The sequence below is a fragment of the Rossellomorea sp. ABR4_004 genome (assembly GCF_056159585.1).
This window is the reverse complement of sequence record NZ_JBSWVM010000001.1, coordinates 1,703,496-1,729,427: the sequence shown is the minus strand read 5'-3', so window position 1 is coordinate 1,729,427 and position 25,932 is coordinate 1,703,496. Positions and strand designations below refer to the sequence as shown.

19 protein-coding genes and 1 tRNA gene are annotated in these 25,932 nt (G+C 42.4%); 19 read left to right on the top strand and 1 reads right to left on the bottom strand.

From position 1 onward, the window contains the following. Positions 1–26: 26 nt before the first annotated feature. The 8 genes from whiA (at position 27) to ACXAF2_RS08880 (ending at position 12,786) form a co-directional block, all read left to right on the top strand. Positions 27–974: a DNA-binding protein WhiA gene (whiA, locus tag ACXAF2_RS08915; RefSeq protein ID WP_475138228.1), complete on the top strand. Its 948-nt coding sequence runs from the start codon at positions 27–29 to the stop codon at positions 972–974. 27 nt (positions 975–1,001) lie between these two features. Further along, positions 1,002–1,259, top strand: a complete 258-nt coding sequence (locus tag ACXAF2_RS08910) for an HPr family phosphocarrier protein (RefSeq protein ID WP_148970361.1) — start codon at positions 1,002–1,004, stop codon at positions 1,257–1,259. 1,001 nt (positions 1,260–2,260) lie between these two features. Then, the gene (locus ACXAF2_RS08905; RefSeq protein ID WP_475138227.1) at positions 2,261–3,862 is read left to right on the top strand and encodes a diguanylate cyclase; all 1,602 of its coding nucleotides are present in this window, start codon (positions 2,261–2,263) and stop codon (positions 3,860–3,862) included. An 82-nt stretch (positions 3,863–3,944) separates the two neighbouring features. Further along, a complete protein-coding gene (locus ACXAF2_RS08900) occupies positions 3,945–4,910 on the top strand; it encodes a HEAT repeat domain-containing protein (protein ID WP_475138226.1) in 966 nt (321 codons plus the stop codon). After that, the gene (locus tag ACXAF2_RS08895) at positions 4,907–6,319 is read left to right on the top strand and encodes a glycosyltransferase family 2 protein (RefSeq protein WP_475138225.1); all 1,413 of its coding nucleotides are present in this window, start codon (positions 4,907–4,909) and stop codon (positions 6,317–6,319) included. The genes ACXAF2_RS08900 and ACXAF2_RS08895 overlap by 4 nt, the downstream gene beginning before the upstream one ends. Continuing rightward, complete coding sequence (locus ACXAF2_RS08890; protein WP_475138224.1) at positions 6,316–9,549, top strand: hypothetical protein; 3,234 nt, start codon at positions 6,316–6,318, stop codon at positions 9,547–9,549. The genes ACXAF2_RS08895 and ACXAF2_RS08890 overlap by 4 nt, the downstream gene beginning before the upstream one ends. A gap of 2 nt (positions 9,550–9,551) precedes the next feature. Continuing rightward, positions 9,552–9,923 carry a response regulator transcription factor gene (locus ACXAF2_RS08885; protein WP_475138223.1) on the top strand — a complete coding sequence of 124 codons (372 nt, stop codon included), beginning with the start codon at positions 9,552–9,554 and terminating at the stop codon, positions 9,921–9,923. Beyond that, on the top strand, positions 9,910–12,786 hold the full coding sequence (locus tag ACXAF2_RS08880) for an ATP-binding protein (protein ID WP_475138222.1): 2,877 nt from the start codon (positions 9,910–9,912) through the stop codon (positions 12,784–12,786). Before ACXAF2_RS08885 ends, ACXAF2_RS08880 begins: the two co-directional genes overlap by 14 nt. Before the next feature lie 150 nt (positions 12,787–12,936). Here the strand turns inward: ACXAF2_RS08880 and clpP are convergent, their stop codons facing one another. Then, complete coding sequence (gene clpP, locus ACXAF2_RS08875; RefSeq protein ID WP_475138221.1) at positions 12,937–13,533, bottom strand: ATP-dependent Clp endopeptidase proteolytic subunit ClpP; 597 nt, start codon at positions 13,531–13,533, stop codon at positions 12,937–12,939. A 602-nt stretch (positions 13,534–14,135) separates the two neighbouring features. Between clpP and ACXAF2_RS08870 the strand changes: the two genes are divergently transcribed. The 11 genes from ACXAF2_RS08870 to secG all read left to right on the top strand — a co-directional run bounded on the left by ACXAF2_RS08870 (position 14,136) and on the right by secG (position 25,746). Continuing rightward, positions 14,136–14,207, top strand: a tRNA-Arg gene (locus tag ACXAF2_RS08870). Positions 14,208–14,492: 285 nt separating this feature from the next. Beyond that, a complete protein-coding gene (locus ACXAF2_RS08865; RefSeq protein ID WP_475138220.1) occupies positions 14,493–15,743 on the top strand; it encodes a hypothetical protein in 1,251 nt (416 codons plus the stop codon). A gap of 513 nt (positions 15,744–16,256) precedes the next feature. Further along, positions 16,257–17,597, top strand: a complete 1,341-nt coding sequence (rpoN, locus tag ACXAF2_RS08860; RefSeq protein WP_475138219.1) for an RNA polymerase factor sigma-54 — start codon at positions 16,257–16,259, stop codon at positions 17,595–17,597. A gap of 80 nt (positions 17,598–17,677) precedes the next feature. Continuing rightward, positions 17,678–17,923 carry a glutaredoxin family protein gene (locus ACXAF2_RS08855; protein WP_475138218.1) on the top strand — a complete coding sequence of 82 codons (246 nt, stop codon included), beginning with the start codon at positions 17,678–17,680 and terminating at the stop codon, positions 17,921–17,923. A gap of 149 nt (positions 17,924–18,072) precedes the next feature. Continuing rightward, on the top strand, positions 18,073–19,092 hold the full coding sequence (locus tag ACXAF2_RS08850; RefSeq protein WP_475138217.1) for a sugar-binding transcriptional regulator: 1,020 nt from the start codon (positions 18,073–18,075) through the stop codon (positions 19,090–19,092). Between the two features lie 55 nt (positions 19,093–19,147). Further along, entirely contained in the window at positions 19,148–20,155 is a 1,008-nt protein-coding gene (gene gap, locus ACXAF2_RS08845) for a type I glyceraldehyde-3-phosphate dehydrogenase (protein ID WP_044338275.1), read from the top strand. 182 nt (positions 20,156–20,337) lie between these two features. Beyond that, entirely contained in the window at positions 20,338–21,522 is a 1,185-nt protein-coding gene (locus ACXAF2_RS08840) for a phosphoglycerate kinase (RefSeq protein ID WP_282138550.1), read from the top strand. A gap of 59 nt (positions 21,523–21,581) precedes the next feature. After that, positions 21,582–22,346, top strand: a complete 765-nt coding sequence (tpiA, locus tag ACXAF2_RS08835; RefSeq protein WP_475138216.1) for a triose-phosphate isomerase — start codon at positions 21,582–21,584, stop codon at positions 22,344–22,346. Then, positions 22,339–23,874, top strand: coding sequence for a 2,3-bisphosphoglycerate-independent phosphoglycerate mutase (gene gpmI, locus ACXAF2_RS08830; protein ID WP_475138215.1), 1,536 nt, complete (start codon positions 22,339–22,341; stop codon positions 23,872–23,874). Before tpiA ends, gpmI begins: the two co-directional genes overlap by 8 nt. 13 nt (positions 23,875–23,887) lie before the next feature. Further along, positions 23,888–25,180 (top strand): phosphopyruvate hydratase, encoded by a 1,293-nt coding sequence (eno, locus tag ACXAF2_RS08825; RefSeq protein ID WP_044338271.1) that lies wholly within the window; start codon positions 23,888–23,890, stop codon positions 25,178–25,180. Between the two features lie 338 nt (positions 25,181–25,518). Beyond that, positions 25,519–25,746: a preprotein translocase subunit SecG gene (secG, locus tag ACXAF2_RS08820; RefSeq protein ID WP_044338270.1), complete on the top strand. Its 228-nt coding sequence runs from the start codon at positions 25,519–25,521 to the stop codon at positions 25,744–25,746. The last annotated feature ends 186 nt before the right edge of the window (positions 25,747–25,932 follow it).

Sequence of the window (25,932 nt, the reverse complement as noted above, 5' to 3'; positions counted from 1 at the left end):
CAAGCGTTTGCTAGGAGGTGATGGGGATGTCGTTTGCGTCCGAAACAAAAAAAGAATTGACCAATATTGAAGTGAAAGATTGCTGCGCGAATGCAGAATTATCCGCATTGATCAGAATGAATGGCTCGTTGTCATTCTCAAATCAAATGCTCGTCGTCAATATTCAAACCGAAAACGCCGCCATTGCCAGAAGAATCTATACATTGATCAAAAAAGGGTACGACACCCCGGTAGAGCTTCTGGTACGAAAAAAGATGAGGCTGAAGAAAAACAATGTCTACATTGTACGAATCAAAGAAGATACAAAGAAGATTCTTGAGGAACTGAAAATCCTGGGTGAAAATTTCACCTTTATCCATAATATATCGGAAGACTTGATCCAAAAAAAATGCTGCAGACGTTCATATTTGAGGGGAGCGTTCCTTGCAGGCGGGTCGGTTAACAACCCGGAAACCTCATCGTATCATTTAGAAATCTTTTCTCTTTATTCTGAACACAACGATGCGTTGTCCGAGCTGATGAATTCCTTCGGGTTGAATAGTAAAACCCTTGAACGAAAAAAAGGTTTCATTACGTATTTGAAGGAAGCAGAGAAAATCACAGAGTTCTTGAATATCATCGGTGCTCACAATGCCTTGCTGCGATTTGAGGATGTACGGATTGTCAGGGATATGAGAAATTCCGTTAACCGTCTTGTGAACTGTGAGACGGCTAACCTGAATAAAACAATCGGTGCGGCTCTAAGACAGGTCGAAAACATTAAGTTTATTGAAAGGCATGTAGGCTTACAGATATTACCCGATAAACTAAGGGAGATAGCAGAATTACGGGTGAATTATCAAGATGTCACGTTGAAAGAACTAGGGGAAATGGTGTCAGGCGGCACCATCAGTAAATCAGGGATTAATCACCGATTGCGTAAAATTGACCAGCTTGCTGAGAAACTCAGAGCGGGAGAAAAGATTCAAACCTAAATAAGGACAAAGGGGAGAGAAATGATTATGGTGGAAAAACAAGTAGAAGTGAAATTGAAGACAGGTCTTCAAGCACGACCGGCTGCATTATTCGTACAGGAGGCGAACCGCTTCTCATCTGAAATCTTCTTGGAAAAGGATGGGAAAAAGGTAAATGCGAAAAGCATCATGGGCTTAATGAGTTTGGCTATTTCCACGGGTACTTCCATTACGTTGGTAGCGGATGGAAGCGACGAAGAAGAAGCACTCGTTGCCCTCGAAGGATTCGTCCAAAAAGAAGCATAAAATCAATTTCATACCCTTGAAAAGCTGATGACCAGGGAGTGGTCATCAGCTTTTTTTAGTTCGTTTTTTGTCGAGGAAAGATCAACTACTCCTTTAGAACCCTTTTCCATATATTTCACATCGAGGATGGATGTCTGCCCGCTTTTTTGTTACATTGTACTTTTCAGGATACTGAAAAAAATAGCAAAAAAGCCATATAATATTTCCAATCCCCACCTATTAAACAAGAGGATGCGGGAGTATAATGAAGTGAGTTTGGAATAAATACACTACATCAAATTATTTTATATTAAAAGCTCATTTCGTGTAAATATTGTATTTGTGTATAAAATTGCCAAAAGTGAATTTCTTTTTTAGATGAGTAGTAGTGTGAAAACGTGGGCCGTTCCTTTCCGCTCCAGGCACAAGATTCCCCGGGGAGGAAGTCGAGCCTCCTCGACGTTCCGTCTGTGGGGTCTCGACTTTTCCTCTATCTCCCGCAGGAGTCAAGTGTCTTCCGCTACAATCCACTCTGTGCTATTACATTCTGACTGTTATAAGTATGGATACACAAACGAAAAAATACTCCTATTGTAAATAGGTTGTGCATTTATTTCCAAAATAGACAATCCACCAAGGAGTAAAAGTAAATTTAATATTAACTCATAGATCGGTGGATCATCTAACAATCGATGTACCGCGGAAAAGGACCTCTATTAAAGAGCTCAGTAGTCTGTTTTCTATAGATAGTTTTTGTCACTTTTAAGCTCTGTCACGAAATTTTCTTATTGATGGTGAGGGGAACTGCGTAGACTCCTGCGGAAGTACGGTCGTGCCGAGACCCCGGAAGCGAAGCTGAGGAGGCTCGGCCGGACGTCCGCGGAAAGCGGAGCAGTTCCCCTCACCATCAAGCACACGCTTGTTGACAGTGCTCCTAGCTGATCTTATGTTACAAAACAATATTTTTTGCAAATAGACCCTTATTAATTATAGAAGTTTACGATAAAGGAAGACGATGCCGAATGGAAAAATACACAAAGCATTTCTTTAATAATATTCGAAAAAAATTAGAAGAATGGGAAGCAACAGAAGCCATCCCACATGAAGATGTTTACCGGTTCATCCATTCCATGGCGGGCTCGGCCTCGATTCTTGGATTACATAAAATGGGGGATTGTGCCCGGGAATTGATGGATCAGTACAAAGAAAAAGAAGATCGGACGTGGACGATTGCAGAAGTGAAGGAGGAGCTCTTCGATATTATCCAATTCTGTTATCACTATGAGGAGGATTCCACTGAAGTATTCCCCGGCAAACAAAGCAGAACAGGGGAAGAGCCTGTCGTACTTATAATCGATGATGATACATCCTTCCTCATGTACATGAAAGATGAGTTGGAGAAAGTCGGGTGGTATGTGGTCCCGATTGCCAACCCGGAAAAGGCCATCATGTCTTATTACGACGTAAGGCCGGACTGTGCCATTATCGATATCTATATGAACGGGACAAATGGGTTTGAGGTGCTGGATTTTTTCAAGAAGAAGTTAAAGCAGCAGTTTATTCCAACCGTCATGGTGAGCGTGGACGATAGCAAGGAAGTCCGGATGAAGTGCTATCAGATGGGAGCGGATGATTTTATCCCTAAGCCATTCGAGCTGGATGAGTTTATTGTGCGCGTGGAAAGACAGATGGAGCGAAAGAAGCAAATGGAAGAGCTCGTGCTGATCGATGAATTGACCCTTGTGTATAATCGCAAATACTTGAGTCAGGCGTATGCCCAGGTTCAGAGTGACTGGTCTCGTACTGGGGATTCATATTGTGTGGCCGTTCTCGATATTGATCATTTTAAAGGTGTGAACGACCGGTACGGACATCTTGTAGGGGATGGGGTGCTGAAGGAGTTCGCTTCACAATTAAAGTCCAAAACCAGAATTCAGGACATTGTTTTTCGCTTTGGAGGGGAAGAATTTGTCATTCTATTCCCTAACACATCCCTTAAAGAAGCCTGCTCGTTTGTAGATGAAATACGTGAAGGGTTCAGCCAGCACGCGTTTGGGGAGAATCCTTCCTTCTCCTGCACATTTTCCGCTGGGGTGGCAGAAATTTCAGATCCGATGAAACCGTTTGATACGTGGCTGAAGCTTGCAGACAATGCACTTTATGAAGCGAAAAGCAGTGGCAGGAACCTTGTGAAAATGGACAGTAAAGCAAGTGAACATGCTCCTCATAAACGTATTAAAATTGCCATTGTAGATGATGATTCCATCATACGGACAGTGATGAAGGATATTGTGTCGAAGCTGCCTTCTGAACAGCATATTCAGTACGATATCCAGACATTTAAAGATGGAGCGGCGTTTATAGGGTCGGACTGGCATAGGGAAGATCCTTGTCTTGTAATTTTGGACGGGGTCATGCCGAAGATGGATGGCCTGGAAGTACTGGGGAAGCTTCGTAAGATGAGTGATTCAGATCGTTACAAAGTGTTGATGCTTACTTCAAGGAAGAGTGAAAGGGACATCTCGAGATCACTCCAGCTTGGTGCTGATGATTATATGACGAAACCTTTTAAACTACTTGAGCTTGAAGCGCGTTTAGGACAAATGCTGAAAAGGATGAGGTAAATCAGTGTTCTCGCAAGAGCTTTTTTATTTTTTTGTTGTGTTAGTCGGTTTGCTGGTGATGTTAACAGGGTTGTGCCTGTACTTGTTGATAAAAAAGATAATAGATAATAAGAATCGGGCGCATATTGAGCAGTATAAAGAAGAATATCAGTTAGCCCTCTTTCAATTTCTCCATGAAGGGGTCAAGAGTGAAAGGTTGAATGATCGTTCTCCCTTGAAGATCAGGGCATTAGTGGAATTACTGGCCGGCTTTTCAAAAATGTTTGCCTCTGATGACATTCAAGAACGTTTACAAGCGTTTGCAGAAGAACACTTTCAACCGTTTATCCTTTCTCAGCTTAGGCACAGCAGATGGAGTATCAGGATGAATGCCCTCTATTGGATACAGGATTTTAAGATGAAGAGTATGGTAGAACCGTTGACGGAGCTTCACGCTTCAAAAAAAGTAAGCAAGGCCGAAGAAATCCAACTTTTGAAGATAGCTGCGCTGTTTGAGGAGGAAAATCTGGTTTCAAAATTAATAGATCCGAAGCATGAGCTGACAGAGTTCGAATACAGTCTGTTGCTTCATCCGTTAAGGAAAGAGCAGTTCGTGCCATTGGTTCATGTTTTTGAAGAACTGCCTGAGGTGATGAGGTTTGCCCTTATCGATTCGATCGGGGCAAGAAACAGAATGGAGCACGTACCTTTCCTTCAAAGACTATTGGAAGATGGCTCCACGGAACTAAAGATCCGCGCTTTGAAGGCAGTGGTAGGCATGGAATTTTATCTTGATGTTGAGAGACTTTCCGTTCACCTGCGTGCAGATTCATGGCAGGAGCGGCTGATGGCCATTAAGGCGTGTGAGTACATCCGTTCGAAGCAATTGACTCCTTACTTAAGGGAGCTGATGAGTGACCCGTCCTTTTACGTTCGTTCTCAAGCGGCTCAATCACTCTTGCGCCTGGAAAATGGAGAAGATGTGTTAAGGGATATTGCTGTTCATGCAGAAGATGAATATGCGAGAGATATGGCAGAACAGTGGTTGGAAAGGGGGGCGGTTTCATGAATGTAACAGCAGAGTGGGGGAGTATCCTGATGTCTGTTGGATGGTTTGTTCTCATTTATATGATTCTTGTCATCTCTTTTTATACGATTCTCCTCGTGATTTCCCTTTTTCAATTAAGGAAAACCTATGGACTGGATGATTGGGAGCCGTACGAAGAGCTCTTACATCTCCATCAAACGAAGCCGGTTTCCATATTGGTTCCTGCTTATAATGAATCAGTCGGAATTATGGCCACTGTGAGGTCATTGCTCAGTATTGAATACCCTGAATACGAAATCATCATCATAAACGATGGTTCAACGGATGATTCCATGGAAAAACTCGTGGAATCCTTTCAATTGGTGAAAATCAAATGGGTGATTCGAGAGCAGCTGGATACACAGCCGGTTAATGGTGTTTACCAATCCCGACTGTACAAGAATCTACTGGTGATCGATAAGGAGAACGGGGGCAAGGCGGATGCTTTGAATGCTGGAATCAATGTATCAAATTATCCTTATTTCTGTTCCATAGATGGAGACTCGGTTCTGGAGCGGACGGCCTTCCTGAAAGTGATGAAACCGATCGTCGAGTCCGATGGTGAGGTCATTGCATCCGGGGGAAGTATTCGAATCGCCAACGGATGCGAAATCGAAAGCGGGGAAATTGTGAAGGTGGGTCTGTCCAGGTCGCCTCTTGTCGTGATGCAGGTAATTGAGTACTTACGGGCATTTCTTATGGGGAGAATCGGCTTGAGCCGTCACAATCTTCTTCTGATCGTATCAGGTGCGTTCGGAGTATTCTCGAAACGCTGGGTCGTGGACGCGGGAGGATACTCCCACACAGTAGGGGAAGATATGGAACTCGTCGTCAGGCTCCACCGGTATGTGAAGGAACAGAAAGCAGATAAAAGAATCGTGTATGTACCGGATCCTGTTAGCTGGACGGAGGCACCGGAATCTCTGAAATACTTGCGCCGTCAACGTAGCAGATGGCATCGAGGATTGTTAGAAAGCCTTTGGATTCATCGGCGCCTTCTGTTCAATCCGAAGTACGGTTCGATCGGGATGGTTTCCATGCCATATTTTTTGATTATAGAATTTTTTGGCCCGGTTGTAGAACTGATGGGGTATGTGATTATGATTCTCTCTCTATTTCTTGGCGGGATTTATCTGGAATTTGCAATTCTATTATTCTTCCTCTCTATCCTGTACGGATCGATCCTCTCCATGGCAGCCGTGCTCCTGGAAGAATGGTCCGTCAGAAAGTATCCGAAAGCATCCGACATCGGGAGGCTTTTCGTCTATTCGTTAACCGAGACATTATGGTACCGACCGTTAACCGTTTTATGGCGGTGTGAAGGAATCCTCGACGTGATCCGCAAAAAAAGGGGCTGGGGAGAAATGGCCAGAAAAGGAGTGTCAAAATGACGAAGCTGAAATCCTATTTGTTTCTCTTGTTCATCATTAGCATTGTCCTCATTGTTTCTGCTCCTTTTTGGCTATGGCAAATAAAGAAAGAACAGAACCTGGATTTGCTCATCATCGATAAAACGGTACCCGATACTACTTACCGGGAACATAAAGGGCTGATGTGGCTTTTGAATCAACAGAAATATGTTCAGTCAGACGGGAAGTCGTATGATCTTCAAGAGGACTATATTGGATTCGTACCGAAAGACAATCAAACCTATGACATTAAAAATATCCCCTCCTCCTATGAAAAATATGATGCTGTCTACATAGCAGACACTTATGGAGTGTATGAAGAGGAATTCCAACATAAGAATGTATCCGGACAGCGCTCCTCAAAGCTATATGGAGGCTTGACCGACAATGATATGGATGCATTAAAAGACATGGCGATGAACGAAGGGAAAACGTTGATTGCCGAGTTCAATTCCATGGCACAGCCTACCACTGAAGAAACGAGGAAGAAATTTTATTCCCTGTTCAACCTGGAGTGGTCGGGCTGGATCGGAAGATATTTTTCCGAGTTGCAAAATAGTGAAGTACCCCAATGGGTCCGGGACAATTATGAAAACCAGTATGATGAGTCGTATCATTTCACAGGACCGGGATACGTGCTCGTGGACGAAAATGATCAATTGGTCATTTTAGATAAGGAAGACATCGGGAAAAAAGGTGTGGTCTTTTCAACAACCGAGCAAGGTGAAGGCTTCATTGGGGAAGAAATCAATGTCCCGTACTCGTACTGGTTTGACATTGTAGAAGCGATCAATCCTGATGAGGTGATGGCGAACTACACATTGTCTTTATCCAAGAGCGGGAAAGACACCCTTAAAGCATTGAATCTTCCGGTAACGTTCCCTGCCGTCATTCATGGTGAGAATCGACAATTCGACACCTACTATTTCAGTGGGGATTATGCGGATCAGGCTGATGTACCCAATCTCTATCAAACCGTCGGATTTTCAACATGGAGAAAATGGACGGAATCATCCAGTCCGGATAACATGTCCCAATTTTACTGGAAGGCATACAGCCCGATGATGAAGGCGATTCTTGACAGAATTCAAAATGGAAAGGACAAGAATGAGACCCAACCCATTCCAGTCACCTCTGAAAATGGTCTGAAGCTTGCAGGAAAAGTTGGCTCCGACTACATTCAAGTCAATCAGGATGGAAAATGGGAAGACCTCCTCCTCAAAGGGGTCAACATGGGAATCGCAAAGCCTGGTTCATTCCCGGGCGAAACAGCGATTTCGAAAGAGGAATACTTGAGATGGTTCAAACAAATCGGCGCCATGAATGCAAACTCGCTCCGGATTTACACCATTCATCCGCCTGCCTTTTATGAAGCCTTTTATGAGTACAATCAAATGGCAGAAAATCCACTGTATTTGTTTCATGGAGTATGGGTGAATGAAGAAATTTTCCTGAAGTCAGAGGATGCTTTCGCAAAGGAAAACACCGTTGAATTTTCGGAAGAAATCAAGAAAACCATCGATCTTGTTCATGGAAACGCAGAGATTCCAGAGCGGAAAGGACATGCTTCCGGTTCTTACACATACGATATATCTCCATACGTCCTTGGGTGGATATTCGGAGTGGAGTGGGACCCGGAAGTTGTATCAGCTACAAATGAAAAACATAAAGGTCTCCAGGACTTCGAGGGAAAATACATTGAAACAGAAGGTGCCCAGCCCTTTGAAATATGGCTGACAGAAAGAATGAATGAAGGAATCGGGTATGAAACCGATACGTATCAATGGCAAAGGCCCGTAAGCTTTACCAATTGGGTCACTACCGATTTGTTGGATCATCCAAGCGAACCCCTGGAGAAAGAAGATATGGTTTCCGTGAATCCGAACGTCATGAAAGGAACCGGTCGATTGCACACCGGCCTGTTCGCTTCCTATCACATATATCCGTACTATCCGGATTTCTTGAATTATGAACCCAAGTATGTCAATTATATTGATCATCGCGGGGAAAAGAACAACTACGCCGGCTACTTGAATGATATGAAGAAAGCCCACTCCATGCCATTAGTAGTAGCGGAATTCGGTGTCCCGGGATCCCGCGGACTCACTCACCGGAATGTCTATGGGATGGACCAGGGACATCATTCAGAGAAAGAACAGGGTGAAATCAACCGCTGGTTATTTGAAGATATCGTAGAAGAGAAAATGGCAGGCGGAATGGTATTCGCCTGGCAGGATGAGTGGTTCAAACGTACTTGGAATACGATGGACTATGATAATCCTGACAGAAGACCTTTCTGGCAGAATGCCCAAACCAATGAGCAGCAGTTCGGAATGCTGAGCTTTGATCCCGGTACTGACAAGACCTCGATGATTTATGTGGACGGAAGACCGGATGATTGGGCCTTTAACAGGGTAGAGCCTGCTTTTGATAAGAATGGGCACAGCATGTATGTAACAAGCGACGAGCGTTATGTATATGTTCGGGTTGATTCAGATGCAATTTCTGAGGAAAAAGAAACCTATCTTCTATTCAATACAATCAAGGGGCAGGGACAATCGTCTATATTGGAGGAAAGCGGGGTCACCACATCAGATGTTGACTTTGTCCTTCAGATTCAAGGTAAGAAGGAAGCCCGCCTGTGGATTGACAGCTATTATGATACATTCCACTATCACTACGGGCATGATCTCAATATGATTAAAGAGGAAGCCTATGCGAAGCAGAATAACAATGGATTCTATCATCCGATTCGATTGACATTGAACAAATCATTGGACGTCCAAGGGAAAAACATCCCTTTCCAATCCTATGAAACAGGAATCCTTCAGTTCGGAACATCCAATACCGGTGACCCGGAATATAACTCGTTAACCGATATCAGTGTCAATTCATCGGCTAACCGCTACGAAATCCGCATACCATGGCAGCTGTTAAATATGAAGGATCCCAGCCTTAAAGAAGCGATGGGAGACATTTGGTCGGATGAAGGATTGGATAGTACAACGACCATAGGATCCATTCATATCGGGTTATATGAAAAGGATGGAGAAAAAACCTTCTCCTTTCCGAAGCAAACGAAAGACGGGATGATCGATTCCAAACAGTTTTATCCTTACTCCTGGAACCCTTGGGATCAACCCTCCTCACATGAACGGTTGAAACAGTCCTATTATGAAATGAAAGAAGCTTTTGAAAAAGAAGGAGAATAAAAATGGCGAGAATATTAATTGCTGAAGATGAAGAAGTGCTTCGGATGTTGATGGTGGATACACTGGAAGATGAAGGTCATGAGCTTCATGAAGCCGCCGATGGTCAAGAAGCCATTAATCAAATCATGGAGAATGACTACGACCTCATTCTTCTCGACTACATGATGCCTCTTTTCACAGGCCTGGAAGTAATTGAAAATGTAAGAAACACACCTGAAAAGAGTGATGTAAAAATCATGATGGTGTCGGCTAAGAGTCAGCAAGCAGATAAGGATCTTGTATTGAAGTCAGGAGCCGATTACTTCATTGCAAAGCCGTACAGTCCACTCGAACTGGTTCAGCGGATTGAGGAAATATTGAATGAAGAGAATTAATGAATTATTCCAAACGAGCTTACGTAATCAATTCATTGGATTGATGAGCGGCTTTATCATCATCTTTTTCATTGGGGCCGCCTGTTTGTTCCTCTATGATCAATCCATTACAGCTGATTACCAGGTTCAGAGGGATCAGTTAAATAAAAAAGAAGACGTGGCTGAACAATTGGATAGAGACTTTCAAAAGGCTTTCTTTGATGCGAGGGGATACCTCGCATTTGGAAGACAAGGGTTTAAAGAAAGTATCTTTGATCAAGAGAAAAAAGTGGATGGCACGTTGAAAAAGTTAAAAGGATTAGAAGCAGGAACTGAAGATCAGCGCTTTTTTAAAGATGTTGAGGAATTCTCTACTCTGTATTTTAAGGAAATGGTGCCCAGTGTCATTAGCGATTTCGAAAAGGGGAATAGCGAGGCTGTGAAAGATGCATCGGCTGACGGTGCAACAGCTACAATTGAAACCTTTCAAACACAGCTCAATAGGTATGCGGATTCCATTGAACAAAGTAAGCGGAATGCCTATGACGAACTGAAACGTAAAGAGTCTTTAAGTCAAACAGCCTTTGTAATCTCTATTTTTCTCATGCTCCTTGTTCTTATGAGGATGATGAGAATGATTGCTAAACAAATCGGTCAGCCTTTGAACCAGGTGGCTTCAGCCGCTGAACAAATTGCTGAAAATGAAGTCTATCAGCAATGGTCTTTTGAAAACAAACGGAAAGATGAAATCGGTAAGATGTCCAGGGCATTTGAAAAGATGATCTATAAGATTCAGGAAAAGGAAGAGCATCTCCTTTCCCAAAATGAAGAGTTGATCGCTCAGCAGGATGAGTTGGAATCCCAGCAATCAGAACTTGAACATTTGCTTAATATGACGAAAAGCCGTGAGTCTCAGCTGGAGCGCAGAAATGAATTCATTCATGGGATATCAAGTTCCCTGAACAAACAAGAGGTTTTAGAGAGTATTGTCAAAAGCATGAGTCATGTAATGGGGGCTTCCCGGGGTATGATCGTTCTGATGGATGAGCAGAAGTCCAATGCGACGTTTGGCATATCCGAAAGTGGTGCGAGTCAATTCTTGATGTATATCTACAATGGAATTCATCAAAGGTTGTTTGATTCGAAGGAGCCCTTCTCACTCAAACGGGAGATGAGGCCTTCGGAAAAAGGATACCACGAAGAAATCCTTTATTCGTATGATTTATTCTTACCTATCCTTTCTGTGGACCAACAGGTGGAAGCCATCATGGTATTCAGTCGATTTGGAGATGATTTCAATAAGCAGGAATTAGAGGAGTATTCAAGCTTAGGGAAGCAAATCTCCATCTCTTTGCAAAAGATATATCTTTTCGAAGAATCCGAAACGAATCGTCAATTAACACAGGATATCCTCAACAATATACAGGAGGGGATACAGCTCATTGATAAGGATGGAAACAACTTATTAATGAATACGAAATTATCGGCATTGATTCGAGGGAAGATTGACGAACTTCAACAAGCAAACTATCAAACCTGGAAGCAAGCACTAGTTGATCGGGTCGAAGATAAAGAGAAACTGGATGAGTACTATGAAACGATTGTGACGGAGGGGAAGACAGGTAAGCATCTCCTTACCTATCACGTGGTGGATAGTAAAGAAGTATTCCAGGTTTATTCTGAAACCCTCTATCGTGGAGACGAACAGATAGGGACAATCTTTGTACACAGGAATATCACAAAAGAATTCGAAGTCGATCAAATGAAATCAGAGTTTGTGAGTACGGTCAGCCATGAGCTTCGCACCCCTCTATCAAGTGTGCTTGGTTTTACGGAACTGATGCTGACAAAAGAACTGAAACCGGAAAGAACGAAGAAATATTTAACGACGATCTATCAAGAAGCAAAGCGATTGACGTCCCTCATCAATGATTTCCTGGACGTCCAGCGAATGGAGTCCGGACGTCAAACCTTTGAGAAGAAATATGAAGATGTCGTTCCCGTCATGCAACATGTGATTGATACCCAGAAGGTAAACGCACCTCACCATTCCTTTAATATCGCTAGGGATACAGACTGCACGATCGTTCTTGGGGATAAGGACAAATTGTCTCAGGCATTCACCAACCTGATCAGCAATGCCATCAAGTATTCCCCGGATGGAGGTACCATCACCATCCATTTCCGTGAAGGAGAGGAGTGCATTCTTATCGATATCCGGGATGAAGGGCTCGGCATACCTCAGGATGCCATTCCAAACCTCTTCACGAAATTTTACCGGGTCGATAATTCTGACCAGAGAAGAATTGGCGGTACCGGCTTGGGCTTGACCATCGTGAAGGAGATCATCGAAACCCATGATGGGTACATCACCGTTTCATCAGAAGAAGGGAGAGGGAGCGTGTTCACCATACGTCTCCCAATCGTGACCATCGAAACCTTCAAAGAAGAAGAGAATTGCGGTGATGGGATGAATATCATCGTCATTGAAGACGATATCAATCTGGCATCCCTGTTGAAAGCTGAGCTGTCCGACAGTGGTTTCAAGGTACAGCACACGCCGTCAGGAACCGAAGCCCTGACAAAAATGCAGGAAGAGAAACCAGATGCCATCGTCCTCGATATTATGCTTGAAGGTAGCATGTCGGGGTGGGATGTATTAGAAAAGATGAAAGCGGATGAAGAGCTTTCCCAAGTCCCGATCATCGTATCCTCCGCGTTGGATGAGAAAGAAAAAGGACTCACGCTGGGAGCCAATGATTACTTGGTGAAACCATATCATCCCAGCAGGCTATCCAAAACAATCCTGCATCTCTTACTGAAAAAAGGGATGAACGGTGAGATTCTGATTCCGGTTTGTGAGAAAAAAGCTGAAAAAGAATAAAGGAGAGAGGCTTTCGGTGACGGAAGCCTCTTTTTTTGAGGGGTTACATAGATAGAAGGTGCAGGTTCGAAGATAGCAAGGTTTTTTTACTATTCCCGATAGAAAAATATAAAGCCCCTCACGGAATTCCGGGAGGGGCTTTCAGTAATTTTACTTATTGTTCATTTCATTACGAGTGATGATACGATCGATCAATCCATATTCAAGCGCTCTTTCAGCTGTCATGAAGTTATCACGATCTGTATCTTTTGAAATCACATCAAGTGGTTGACCAGTACGATCAGCCAGGATTTGATTCAGTTTTTCACGAAGGAATAGAATGCGCTTCGCTGCAATTTCGATTTCTGTAGCTTGACCTTGAGCTCCACCAAGTGGTTGGTGAATCATCACTTCAGCGTTCGGAAGGGCCAATCGCTTGCCTTTTGCACCTGCTGCAAGAAGGAACGCACCCATTGAAGCAGCCATACCGATACAAATCGTTTGAACATCAGGCTTGATGTATTGGATCGTATCGTAGATTGCCATACCCGCCGTGATACTTCCGCCAGGAGAGTTTATGTAAATCGAAATATCCTTCTCCGGGTTTTCAGATTCAAGGAAAAGAAGTTGTGCTACAATGGAGTTTGCCACATTGTCATCAATGCCGCTTCCAAGCATGATGACACGGTCTTTCAATAAACGTGAATAAATGTCATACGCACGTTCACCGCGGTTTGTTTGTTCAATTACTGTAGGAATTAAATTCATCCTCGTTCCTCCTTAGAAATCCTTTTTTATTTTTCTGAATTACTTATTCACTTTGTACTGTAATCATACACCCATGGTCAATAAAGGTCAAACTAAACGTTTCCTTTATTCCCCTGTATATAAATCCTTTCTACATGATACCCATTCATTCCTTTTTTAAACGGGAGAGTGTTTGTAAAGTTTATGGTTGCAGTAGAAGTTTATTTCCTTTGAAAATAAGTGGAGCCACCTTTTGATAAGTTACGGCGTGAAAACAAAGACCGTTCCTTTCCGCTGCAGGCAATTGCTTTCCGCGGGGAGGAAGTCGAGCCTCCTCGGGCGCTGCCCTGTGGGGTCTCGACTTTTCCTCTATTACCCGCAGGAGTCAATTGCCTTCCGCTTCAATCCACTCTGTGATTCTATTTTATGAATGACTAATTATAAGGGTAGACAAACAGAAAAACAGATTCTAATGCAAATCAAACTATTTACAAAGGAACTCCAATCAACTTTCACATCTTTAAGAAACAACCATTTATGAGGTTAGGGCTTAAAGAATAAAAATATTGCAAACAAGTATTTTCTAGCTTATAATATATATTCGTGACGGTTATTCATTTCATGCCCTCGTGGTGCAACGGATAGCACGTAAGATTCCGGTTCTTAAAATGGGGGTTCGATTCCCTCCGAGGGCGTACCAAATTACTGAAACCATTGTGTTTTTACAAAACGTGATGGTTTTTTTATGCTCTTTTTTAATGGGTGCAGTTCGTTCATAAATACCACGAAAAGCACCACGCATACCTCAAATTGCTCCTATAAATAACTTTAGGAGTGATTCCCATCAAACGAAGAAAATCTGTCTCCAGTTCACTTTCCAAACAAACCTTTCAATCTATTTCAGAAGATACTCAAGATGATTCAAGAATAATATGGATATATGGTATAATATTGAAATCAACTAATGAAGGTGAATTCCAATGGATTTAAATACTGAAGATGTCTTTACTGCTGGGGGACTACCGAGTATAACTTATTTTTCAAGGGATAATTTCCGTTTGGAAAACAAGTTAAAAAGAAGTTTAAAGATGAAAGGTAAAATGATTTCTATAACTGGTCCCACTAAATCAGGAAAGAGTGTCCTTTGCAATAAAGTTATACCTCCTGAAAATAGCGTATGGGTTATGGGTGGACAAATAAACGAAGAAGACGATCTCTGGAATATAATCACTAGCAAACTACAGATAGCAATTGGTAGAAATGATGAAGAGGCATCTGAAGATGGAAAGAAGTCTTCAATTCAAGCAAAAGGGACTTTTAATGCTTTATTTGGAAAGGCTTCAGTTGGATCAACAATTGACCGATCATCAAAAACAGGTACGAAGACAACAGATGTATATACTTTCGATAAAAAGCAGATAACAATAGATTTTTTAATAGAAAATGGTATCCCGCTTTTAATAGATGATTTTCATTATATTGATAGATCTCTGCAACTAGGTATAGTTAGGGCTCTCAAAGGTGGGGTATTGGAAGGATTAAAAGTAATATTATTAGCTGTGCCTCATAGAAGTTATGATGCTATAGAAGTCGAAAATGAAATGACAGGTAGACTTTTCCAAATAAAAATTTCACCTTGGGAAGAACAAGAACTCCTAGAAATCGCAAAGAAAGGATTTGAAGCATTAAATGTGAATTTTCCTGAAGAAATTGCGAAATACTTTGCTAAAGAGGCATTTGGAAGTCCTCATTTAATGCAAGAGTTTTGTTTATTACTTTGTTTTGAAAATGATATTTATTTTAGGCAAGATATTAAAAACTCTATTACTACTATTCCTGTCTATGAAGATTTTTTTGAAGAAATCGTTCAAACATCAACTTCAAATGTAATCTTTGAAAAATTAGCAATGGGGCCAAATAGGGGAGATAGAAAAGAACGCAACTTCAAATCAGGAAGACAAGGAGATATCTATGAAGCGATCCTTGCAGCCTTGGGTGAGATGCAAGAAACATCAAGGGTTACACCAGAGGATATTAGGCAGAAACTAGTAGACTTATTAGAGCCCAAGTCTGTTCCATTAAAACACCAGATTACTAGTGTATTAAAACAAATGGACAAGATTGCTAAGAACGATATAGAAGGTGAGCCTGCAATAGATTTTAAGGATGATATTTTGCATATCGTAGACCCGTTTTTTATGTTCTATATTCGTTGGGTTCAATTAGTTTAATATTTTTTTGAAGAGTAGTCATGAACTTATTCAAATTATGGCTGCTTTTTTGGTGTGAGTTTTGTACTAAATGGATTTTGATATGACGAAATTTACAATAATAGTAAAATATAAGGGTTTCCCTACGAGAGCGTATATTAATTCGAAGAGTTACTGTGTTTGTAAAGAGATTTTACAAGCATGGGAGTTTTGGTTTGTAAGCTCTCAATTCTACTGAATATAAATAAAAGAATCTTTTTATGACCATCACCATGACAATTGATTGGAGCGGAAGGTGCTCGACTCCTGCGGGAATAGCGGGAAAGTTGAGACCCCACAGGGCAAAGCCCGAGGAGGCTCAACTCACGCCCCGCGGAAAGCGAGCACCTGGAGCGGAAATCAACTACTGCTATCCTCGTGAAAGTTTTTGAGGGAAAAGACATATATATAGTACATACCCACCAACTACCAACGAATTCCCATTAACGAACCACCAATTTTATTGTAGAATAGATAAATGGGAGGTTAAGAATCATGAATTTGAAAGCAGGACTTTTTCAAAATCAACAATTAAAACTTCAAATGACGCAGCAGCTTTCTCAAGCCATCACCATCCTCCAATATTCTACGATGGAACTGAATGCTTATCTAGAAGCTAAGCAATTAGAGAATCCCCTTATACAATTAGAACCGCCTAAGCAAGACCCCCTTCATCAACGAGAACCTCAAACATTTAAACGAAATGCCGTCAATCACGAAAACACGGTGGATTGGTATGAATATGTATCCGTGCCAAAGAGATCCCTTGCGGATGCATTATCTGTTCAATTAAATTTGAAATCGCTTACTTCTTCAGGGAGAAAGATACTGGATGAATTAATATTTAGCTTGGATGATAACGGTTATTTGAGAATAGACGAAGAATCCTTCGTTCAAAAACATGGTCTGGAAATGTCTCAACTAGAAAACTATATTAGTAGGCTTCAGGAATTAGAACCGGCTGGAATAGGAGCCAGATCACTGAAGGAGTGCATAGCCCTTCAGTTGCAGCGGAAAGCCAATGTACCCCCTCTGGTTACGATGATTGTAGATAACCATTTTCAAGCTTTTGCAGAAAAGAAGTGGAAGGCAGTCGCCAAGGATCTTGCGGTTGAGCTAAAAGACATCCAGCTGGCAGCGGATTTCATCCAGCAGTGCAATCCGAGACCCGGATCAAAGTATTCTCATCATATCGCTGAATACATTATTCCTGAGCTTGTCGTAAAAGTGATCGATGGTCATACCGTGTCCGTATCGTTGTATGACGGTACGACTATAAACGTCACATATAATGAAGAGTACACAGATTTCCTAAAATATCACCGGGATAAGGAAGTCCAGTCCTACCTTCAGGAAAAGGAGCAGGATTTCCAATGGCTACTACAAAGTTTACGCCAGCGAAAACAAACCATCCTGAAAGTGGGAAAGATGCTTGCAGAAAAGCAGAAAGCATTCTTCTTAAAAGGACCATCAGCAATCCAGCCCTTGACCTTGAGACAGGTGGCAGAAGAAATCGATGTTCATGAATCGACCATCAGCCGTGCTGTGAAGGGTAAATATATGCAAACTCCATATGGGGTTTTTGAACTGAAGTACTTCTTTACCTCGGCGATCAAATCGGTCAAGCTCGATGATTCAGAAGCAGCTTCAGCCACATCGGTGAAAAATGAGTTACAAAGGCTTGTTGATGATGAAGACAAGAAAAAGCCACTGTCTGATCAGAAAATAGTGAACCTATTATTGGATAAAGGGTATGATGTCTCTAGAAGAACGATAGCGAAATACCGTGATCAATTAGGGATTGCTTCTTCCACGATGAGGAAGAGATATGAATAGAGGGTGTACCAGGTACATTCCAACCATCTTGTACCTGGTACAAACCCTATTCTCAACCAATGAAAAAGCGAGGCTCCAACATGAAACAAGTCCTATTCTATACACGAAACCAATGCGGACTTTGCCAAGACGCAAAAATTACATTAAAGTTGCTCCAGGATGAACTTGGATTCGAAATTAAAGAAATCGACATTGATGAAAGTGACGATTTGACCGAACGTTTCGGACTGATGATTCCAGTCGTGGAGATGGACGGTGAAATCCTTCAATATGGGCAAATTGATTATTTTACGCTAAGCAAGCGTTTACATGAAAAAACCCGATAGTTTCTAGTTGAATTACGATTCATACCCTGATAAAATGAACTTTGAAAGCAGGGATGAATTTTTTTTGGAGGTAGTGGGACATAATATGTCTAGGTGGGACTTTTATAGTCCACCACATCCACGCACTTCATTTGAAGGAGCTTTTATCTATGGAATCTTTAATTGACATACAAAAGCGATTATTACCTGACCTGCTTGAAGTTATGCAAAAAAGGCATCAAATTCTTCGTTCCATCCGATTCATGCAGCCTGTCGGACGCAGAAGTCTTGCTCAGAACATGGGCCTGACCGAACGTGTACTGAGAAGCGAAGTGGAGTTCCTTAACAACCAAGATCTCATTGATATTAAAACCTCTGGCATGATCATGACGGAGGATGGCATTCAGCTTTTGGAAAGCCTTGAAAGTATGGTGAGAGAAGTTTCGGGAATCAACGTAATGGAACAGGAATTAAAATCTTTACTTAATCTTCATGAAATTGTAATCGTTCCTGGGAATAGTGATGAGTCTCCTTGGGTAAAAGAAGAATTAGGGCGTGCATCAGCTTCTAGTATGAAACGTCGCCTGAAAGGAAATACTATCATCGCTGTGACTGGAGGCTCGACGATGGCCGCTGTAGCAGAGATGCTTACACCGGATTTCTCTGACTCTGCCTTGTTTGTTCCTGCTCGGGGCGGGATTGGAGAAGACGTTAAAAACCAGGCTAACACCATATGTGCCAAGATGGCTGAGCATACGAGAACGCGACATCGTGTTTTATATGTGCCGGATCAGGTTAGTAAAGAAGTATACAAGTCCTTCTTGAAAGAACCGATGATCAAAGAAGTTTTGAATTTAATCAAATCGGCTAACATGGTCCTCCATGGGATTGGAGATGCTATCACAATGGCTGAAAGACGAAAGACCACGGAGGAAGACTTTGAGAAGATCACAGATGGTCATGCAGTCGGGGAGTCATTTGGTTATTATTTTAACGAAGCGGGTGAAGTGGTACATAAGGTGCCAACGATCGGCCTGCAATTAGAAGATTTAAGTCACATCGAAAGCGTCATCGCCGTCGCTGGCGGCAGCTCGAAAGCGAAAGCGATTCGAGCGTATATGAAGAGTGCTCCACCGAAAACCGTGCTCATAACGGATGAGGGAGCCGCAAGAGAGCTTTTAAAAGGGTAAGCCCTTTTGAAATATAAAAAAATCATCCTTAACGATCTAAAGGAGGAAATTATTCATGGCAACAAAAATTGGTATTAACGGATTTGGACGTATCGGACGTAATGTATTCCGTGCAGCACTTAAAAATAACGACGTAGAGGTAGTAGCGGTTAATGACTTAACTGATGCAAACATGCTTGCTCACCTTTTACAATATGATACAGTTCACGGAACTCTTCAAGAGAAAGTAACTGTTGACGGTGACTACCTTGTAGTTGGCGGTAAAAAAGTAAAAGTATTAGCTGAGCGCGATCCTGCTCAACTTGGTTGGGGAGATCTTGGTGTAGATATCGTTGTTGAATCTACTGGACGTTTCACAAAGCGTGCTGACGCTGCGAAACACATCGAAGCTGGTGCGAAGAAAGTGATCATCTCTGCTCCTGCATCTGATGAAGATATCACAGTGGTTATGGGTGTTAACGAAGACAAGTATGACGCGGCTAGCCATGATGTTATCTCTAACGCATCTTGTACAACAAACTGCTTAGCGCCATTCGCTAAAGTTCTTAACGATAAATTCGGCATCAAGCGTGGAATGATGACAACCATCCACTCTTACACAAACGACCAACAAATCTTAGACTTACCACATAAAGATTACCGTCGTGCACGTGCAGCTGCTGAGAACATGATTCCAACCACTACAGGTGCTGCAAAAGCTGTATCTCTTGTTCTTCCTGAGCTTAAAGGGAAACTGAACGGTGGAGCGGTTCGTGTTCCAACTCCAAATGTGTCTCTAGTAGACTTAGTTGCTGAACTTGATAAAAACGTAACAGCTGAAGATGTGAATGCTGCGCTTAAAGAAGCGGCTGAAGGCGATCTTAAAGGAATCCTTGCGTACAGCGAAGAGCCTTTAGTATCAACTGATTACAACGGCAGCCCGGCTTCTTCTACAATTGATGCATTATCTACAATGGTTCTGGAAGATAACATGGTAAAAGTAATCTCTTGGTATGACAACGAGAGCGGTTACTCTAACCGTGTAGTTGACCTTGCAGGTTATATCGCTTCTAAAGGACTTTAATCGATAAAGTTTTGTAAATTGACATCATTAGCATGGTGATTGATGGATAAATTTTGTCCCACCATCTATAATGAAGATGTGATGAAGGGGAGCGGGGAAGATTCCCCTCTCCCTTTTCTTATTGCTATTTCTATTTTCTTGAAAAAGATGTAGAAATTGAAAACTAAAGGAGGCCTTTTACGATGAACAAAAAGTCGATTAAAGATGTCGATGTAAGAGGGAAACGCGTATTTTGCCGTGTAGACTTCAACGTACCGATGTCTGAAGGCAAGATTACAGATGAAACTCGTATTCAAGCTGCACTTCCTACCATTAAGTACTTAGTGGATGGCGGGGCGAAAGTCATTCTGGCTAGTCACTTAGGTCGTCCTAAAGGTGAAGTGGTGGAAGAACTGCGCTTAACCCCGGTAGCAGAAAGACTTTCCGAACTTCTTGGGAAAAATGTAGCAAAGGCCGATGAAGCTTATGGTGAAGCTGTTCAATCCAAGATCAGCGACATGGCTGAAGGCGACGTTCTTGTACTGGAAAACGTCCGCTTCTACCCGGGAGAAACAAAGAATGATCCTGAACTTGCAAAAGAATTTGCAGCTCTTGCTGATCTTTATGTAAACGATGCATTTGGTGCTGCTCACCGAGCTCATGCTTCTACTGAAGGGATTGCCAAGCACCTTCCAGCTGTAGCAGGCATTCTAATGGAGAAAGAGCTGGACGTATTAGGAAAAGCTCTATCTAACCCTGAACGCCCTTTTACAGCGATCGTTGGTGGAGCAAAAGTAAAAGATAAAATCGGTGTCATTGACAACCTATTAGATAAAGTGGACAACCTGATCATCGGTGGAGGACTTGCTTACACATTTGTGAAAGCCCAAGGCCATGAGGTAGGGAAATCCCTTCTTGAAGAAGACAAGATTGATTTAGCGAAGCAATTCATGAAGAAAGCAGAAGAAAAAGGCGTCAAATTCCTTATGCCTGTTGATGTAGTCGTTGCCGATGACTTCTCAAATGATGCAAATACGAAGGAAGTGGATATCGATTCGATTCCTTCCGATTGGGAAGCACTTGATATCGGGCCTAAGACTAGAGCATTATTCCAGGATACGATCAAAAGCTCTAAGCTTGTAATCTGGAACGGACCGATGGGTGTATTCGAATTAGAAACATTTGCAAATGGAACGAAAGCCGTAGCGGAGGCGTTAGCCGATGCAACAGATACATATTCTGTTATCGGTGGCGGTGACTCTGCAGCAGCCGTTGAGAAATTCGGCTATGCTGATAAGATGAGTCATATTTCTACAGGTGGTGGAGCTTCACTAGAGTTCATGGAAGGAAAAGAACTTCCTGGAGTAGTGGCTCTTAACGATAAATAATCGCTTTTCAAAGACCAACAATTTTTGGAACCGATTATAAAACAGAAAGGATGGGTACAATGCGTAAACCGATCATTGCAGGTAACTGGAAGATGAACAAGACGTTATCGGAAGCAAAATCTTTTACCGAAGAAGTACAAGGATTAGTTCCTGATCAAGAGGTTGTCGATTCTGTCATTTGTTCTCCAGCTCTATTTTTAGAAAGCTTAGTGAACATTTCAAAAGAATACAAGGTAGAAATTGGTGCTCAAAATATGCACTTTGAAGAAAACGGAGCATTCACAGGAGAAGTCAGCCCTGTAGCGCTTTCTGATTTAGGCGTAAAGTATGTCATCCTTGGACACTCAGAGCGTCGTGAAATGTTCAATGAAACAGACGAGTCAGTGAACAAAAAGACTCTTGCTGCTTTTAAACACGGCTTAACTCCAATCGTTTGTGTAGGAGAGACCCTCGAACAACGCGAAAACAATGAAACAAAAGAACTTGTCGGTAACCAAGTGAGAAAAGCACTTGCCGGTCTATCAGCAGATCAAGTGAAACATACCGTCATTGCTTATGAACCTATCTGGGCAATCGGAACAGGTAAATCGTCTACAGCTGAAGATGCGAACGAAGTTTGTGCTCATATCCGTCAAGTGGTTGCAGGAGAATTCTCTCAAGAAGCAGCAGATGCAGTGCGAATTCAATACGGTGGTAGTGTGAAACCTAACAACATTAAAGAATACATGGCCCAATCGGATATCGATGGTGCCCTTGTCGGTGGAGCAAGCCTTGAACCACAAAGCTTCTTGCAGCTTTTAGAAGGGGCAAGTACACATGAGTAAGTCACCAGTAGCGTTAATCATCTTAGATGGTTTTGCTTGCCGTAACACAAAAGAAGGAAACGCTGTAGCCCAAGCGAACAAGCCGAACTTTGATCGTTTGTGGAATCAGTACCCTCATAATCAATTAACTGCAAGTGGCGAAGCGGTAGGACTTCCTGAAGGACAAATGGGGAACTCCGAAGTGGGTCACTTAAATATTGGTGCCGGACGTATCGTGTACCAAAGCTTAACACGTGTGAATTTAGCGATTCGTGAAGGTGAATTCGAAACGAATGCCACTTTCCTTGACGCCATCAATCATGCGAAGGAAAAAGGCACGAATCTTCATATCTTCGGACTACTTTCGGATGGTGGTGTGCACAGCCATATCGAACATCTTTATGCCCTTCTTGGTTTAGCTTCTAAAGAAGGAATGAAAGATGTCTATGTCCATGCCTTCCTTGACGGCCGAGACGTCGGTCCTCAAACGGCGAAGAAGTATATTGAAGATGCAGAAGCGAAAATGAAAGAAATCGGCGTTGGCCAATTTGCGACGATTTCTGGTCGTTACTATTCCATGGACCGTGACAAGCGCTGGGAACGTGTGGAGAAATCCTACCGTGCCATGGTATACGGTGAAGGTCCAAGCTATCATGATCCGATGGAACTTGTGAACGATTCATACGAAAATGGAATCTACGATGAATTCGTCATTCCATCTGTGATGACGAAAGAAAACGGAGAGCCGGTTGCAACGATTAAAGACGATGATGCTGTCATCTTTTACAACTTCCGTCCTGACCGGGCGATCCAGATTTCGAATACATTTGCAAATGCAGACTTCCGTTCATTTGTGCGCGGAGACAAGCATCCGAAGAACCTTCACTTTGTCTGCTTAACACGATTCAGTGAAACGGTTGATGGATTTGTTGCTTTCAAACCGACAAATCTTGATAATACACTTGGTGAAGTCCTTTCACAAAACGGACTGAAGCAATTGCGTATCGCCGAGACGGAGAAGTATCCTCATGTCACGTTCTTTATGAGCGGTGGTCGTGAAGATGAGTTCCCGGGGGAAAAACGAATTTTGATCGATTCTCCTAAAGTGGCAACGTATGACCTGAAGCCTGAAATGAGCGCGTATGAAGTGACGGACGCCTTACTTGAAGAAATTCGTGAAGACCGTCAGGATGCCATTATCCTGAACTTTGCAAACCCGGACATGGTCGGACATTCAGGTATGCTTGAGCCGACGATCAAAGCCGTGGAAACAGTGGATGAGTGTCTTGGGAAAATCATTGACCTCATCACTGAAAAAGGTGGAACAGCCATCATCACAGCAGACCACGGGAATGCAGATGAAGTTCTGACTGAAGAAGGCAAGCCTATGACGGCACACACTACGAACCCGGTCCCTGTCATCGTAACGAAAAGAGGAATCGAGCTTCGTGAAGGTGGAAAGTTAGGAGACCTTGCTCCAACTATGTTAGATTTATTAAATGTCAATCAACCAGCTGAAATGACTGGAAAATCATTAATTAAAAAATAAGGAGAGATTCTAAATGCCATTTATTACAGACGTATATGCTCGTGAAGTATTGGATTCACGCGGGAACCCAACAATCGAAGTAGAAGTTTACACCCAATCAGGTGCTTTCGGACGCGCACTAGTTCCATCTGGAGCTTCAACTGGTGAATACGAAGCAGTTGAACTTCGTGACGGTGAAAAAGGCCGCTACCTTGGTAAAGGGGTACAAAAAGCAGTTGATAACGTAAACAACGAAATCGCTGAAGAACTGATCGGTTATGACATCACTGAGCAAGTGGCAATCGACCAGGCGATGATCGCTCTTGACGGTACAGAAAACAAAGGTAAACTTGGTGCGAATGCAATCCTTGGTGTATCTATGGCTGTAGCTCGTGCAGCTGCTGACTTCTTCGGAGTTGAATTATACCAATACCTTGGTGGATTCAACGCGAAGCAGCTTCCAGTACCAATGATGAACATCGTTAACGGTGGAGAGCACGCTGACAACAACGTAGACATCCAGGAATTCATGATCATGCCTGTAGGAGCTTCTACATTTAAAGAAGGTCTGCGCATGGGTACAGAAATCTTCCACAGCCTGAAATCAGTACTTAAAGGTAAAGGCTACAACACGGCAGTAGGTGACGAAGGTGGATTCGCTCCAAACCTTAAGTCAAACGAAGAAGCACTTTCTACAATTATCGAAGCAATCGAAAAAGCTGGTTACAAGCCAGGGGAAGAAGTTCTTCTTGCTATGGACGTTGCAGCTTCTGAAATTTACAACAAAGAAGACGGTAAATACCATCTTTCAGGTGAAGGCGTTGTTCGTTCATCTGCAGAAATGGTTGATTGGTATGAAGAAATGTGCAACAAATATCCAATCGTTTCAATCGAAGACGGTCTTGACGAAAACGACTGGGATGGTTTCAAACTTCTAACTGAGCGTATCGGTAAGAAAGTTCAGCTAGTTGGGGATGACTTATTTGTTACAAATACAACTAAGCTTTCTCAAGGTATCGAGCAGGGTATCGGTAACTCGATCCTGATCAAAGTGAACCAAATCGGTACACTTACTGAAACATTCGATGCAATCGAAATGGCGAAACGCGCTGGTTACACAGCAGTCATCTCTCACCGTTCTGGTGAAACAGAAGACAGCACAATCGCTGATATTGCAGTAGCAACAAACGCGGGTCAAATCAAAACAGGTGCTCCATCACGTACAGACCGCGTAGCGAAGTACAACCAACTTCTTCGCATCGAAGATCAATTAGCTCACACAGCTCAATATCTTGGAGCGAAAACATTCTATAACGTAAATCGCTAATACAAGCAATTTGAAAAGCAGCCCCGTCTTTGGAGGGGGCTGCTTTTTTTGACTTGAATGGCATTATTATATCTATAATCAACGGATCGATGGAAATCCAGCCGGTTTTGGTGAAAATCCGGCCGTTTTCGAGAAAAATCCAGCCGGAATTATCCATAATCCAGCCGATTATCATATAATCCCAAAAACGAAATGGACATCGATTCTTAATCCACACCGACGCACACTCTAATTCCTAACCAACTCTTTCCACAATTCAAACAATATTACCTTGTCCACTCCACAATCCCTATGGTAAACTAGTAGTAATGCTATGTTCGTATCAGGAGGTGGGACTCATGCACACAATACTCGTCACTTTACTTATTATTGTATCAATCGCACTAATCGCCATTGTATTACTTCAGTCAGGTAAAAGTGCTGGACTTTCAGGGGCCATCTCTGGTGGTGCAGAACAACTTTTCGGAAAACAAAAAGCTCGTGGTATTGACTTAGTACTGCACAGAATCACAATTGTATTATCAGTACTATTCTTCGTACTAACCATTGCCATCGTAGCTATCTAATACGTACAAAAACCTGATCATTAAGGTCAGGTTTTTTTATTTAAACAGGATTAAATCTTAAAGATTATTTTTTTAACGTATGATCTGCTTTGGCTCTGTAAATGAGGACTTGCTTGATGGTGAGTGGTGTGCATGACAGAGCTAAAAGTGTCGAAAAACAATCCAATTAGAAATATACTTCATAAT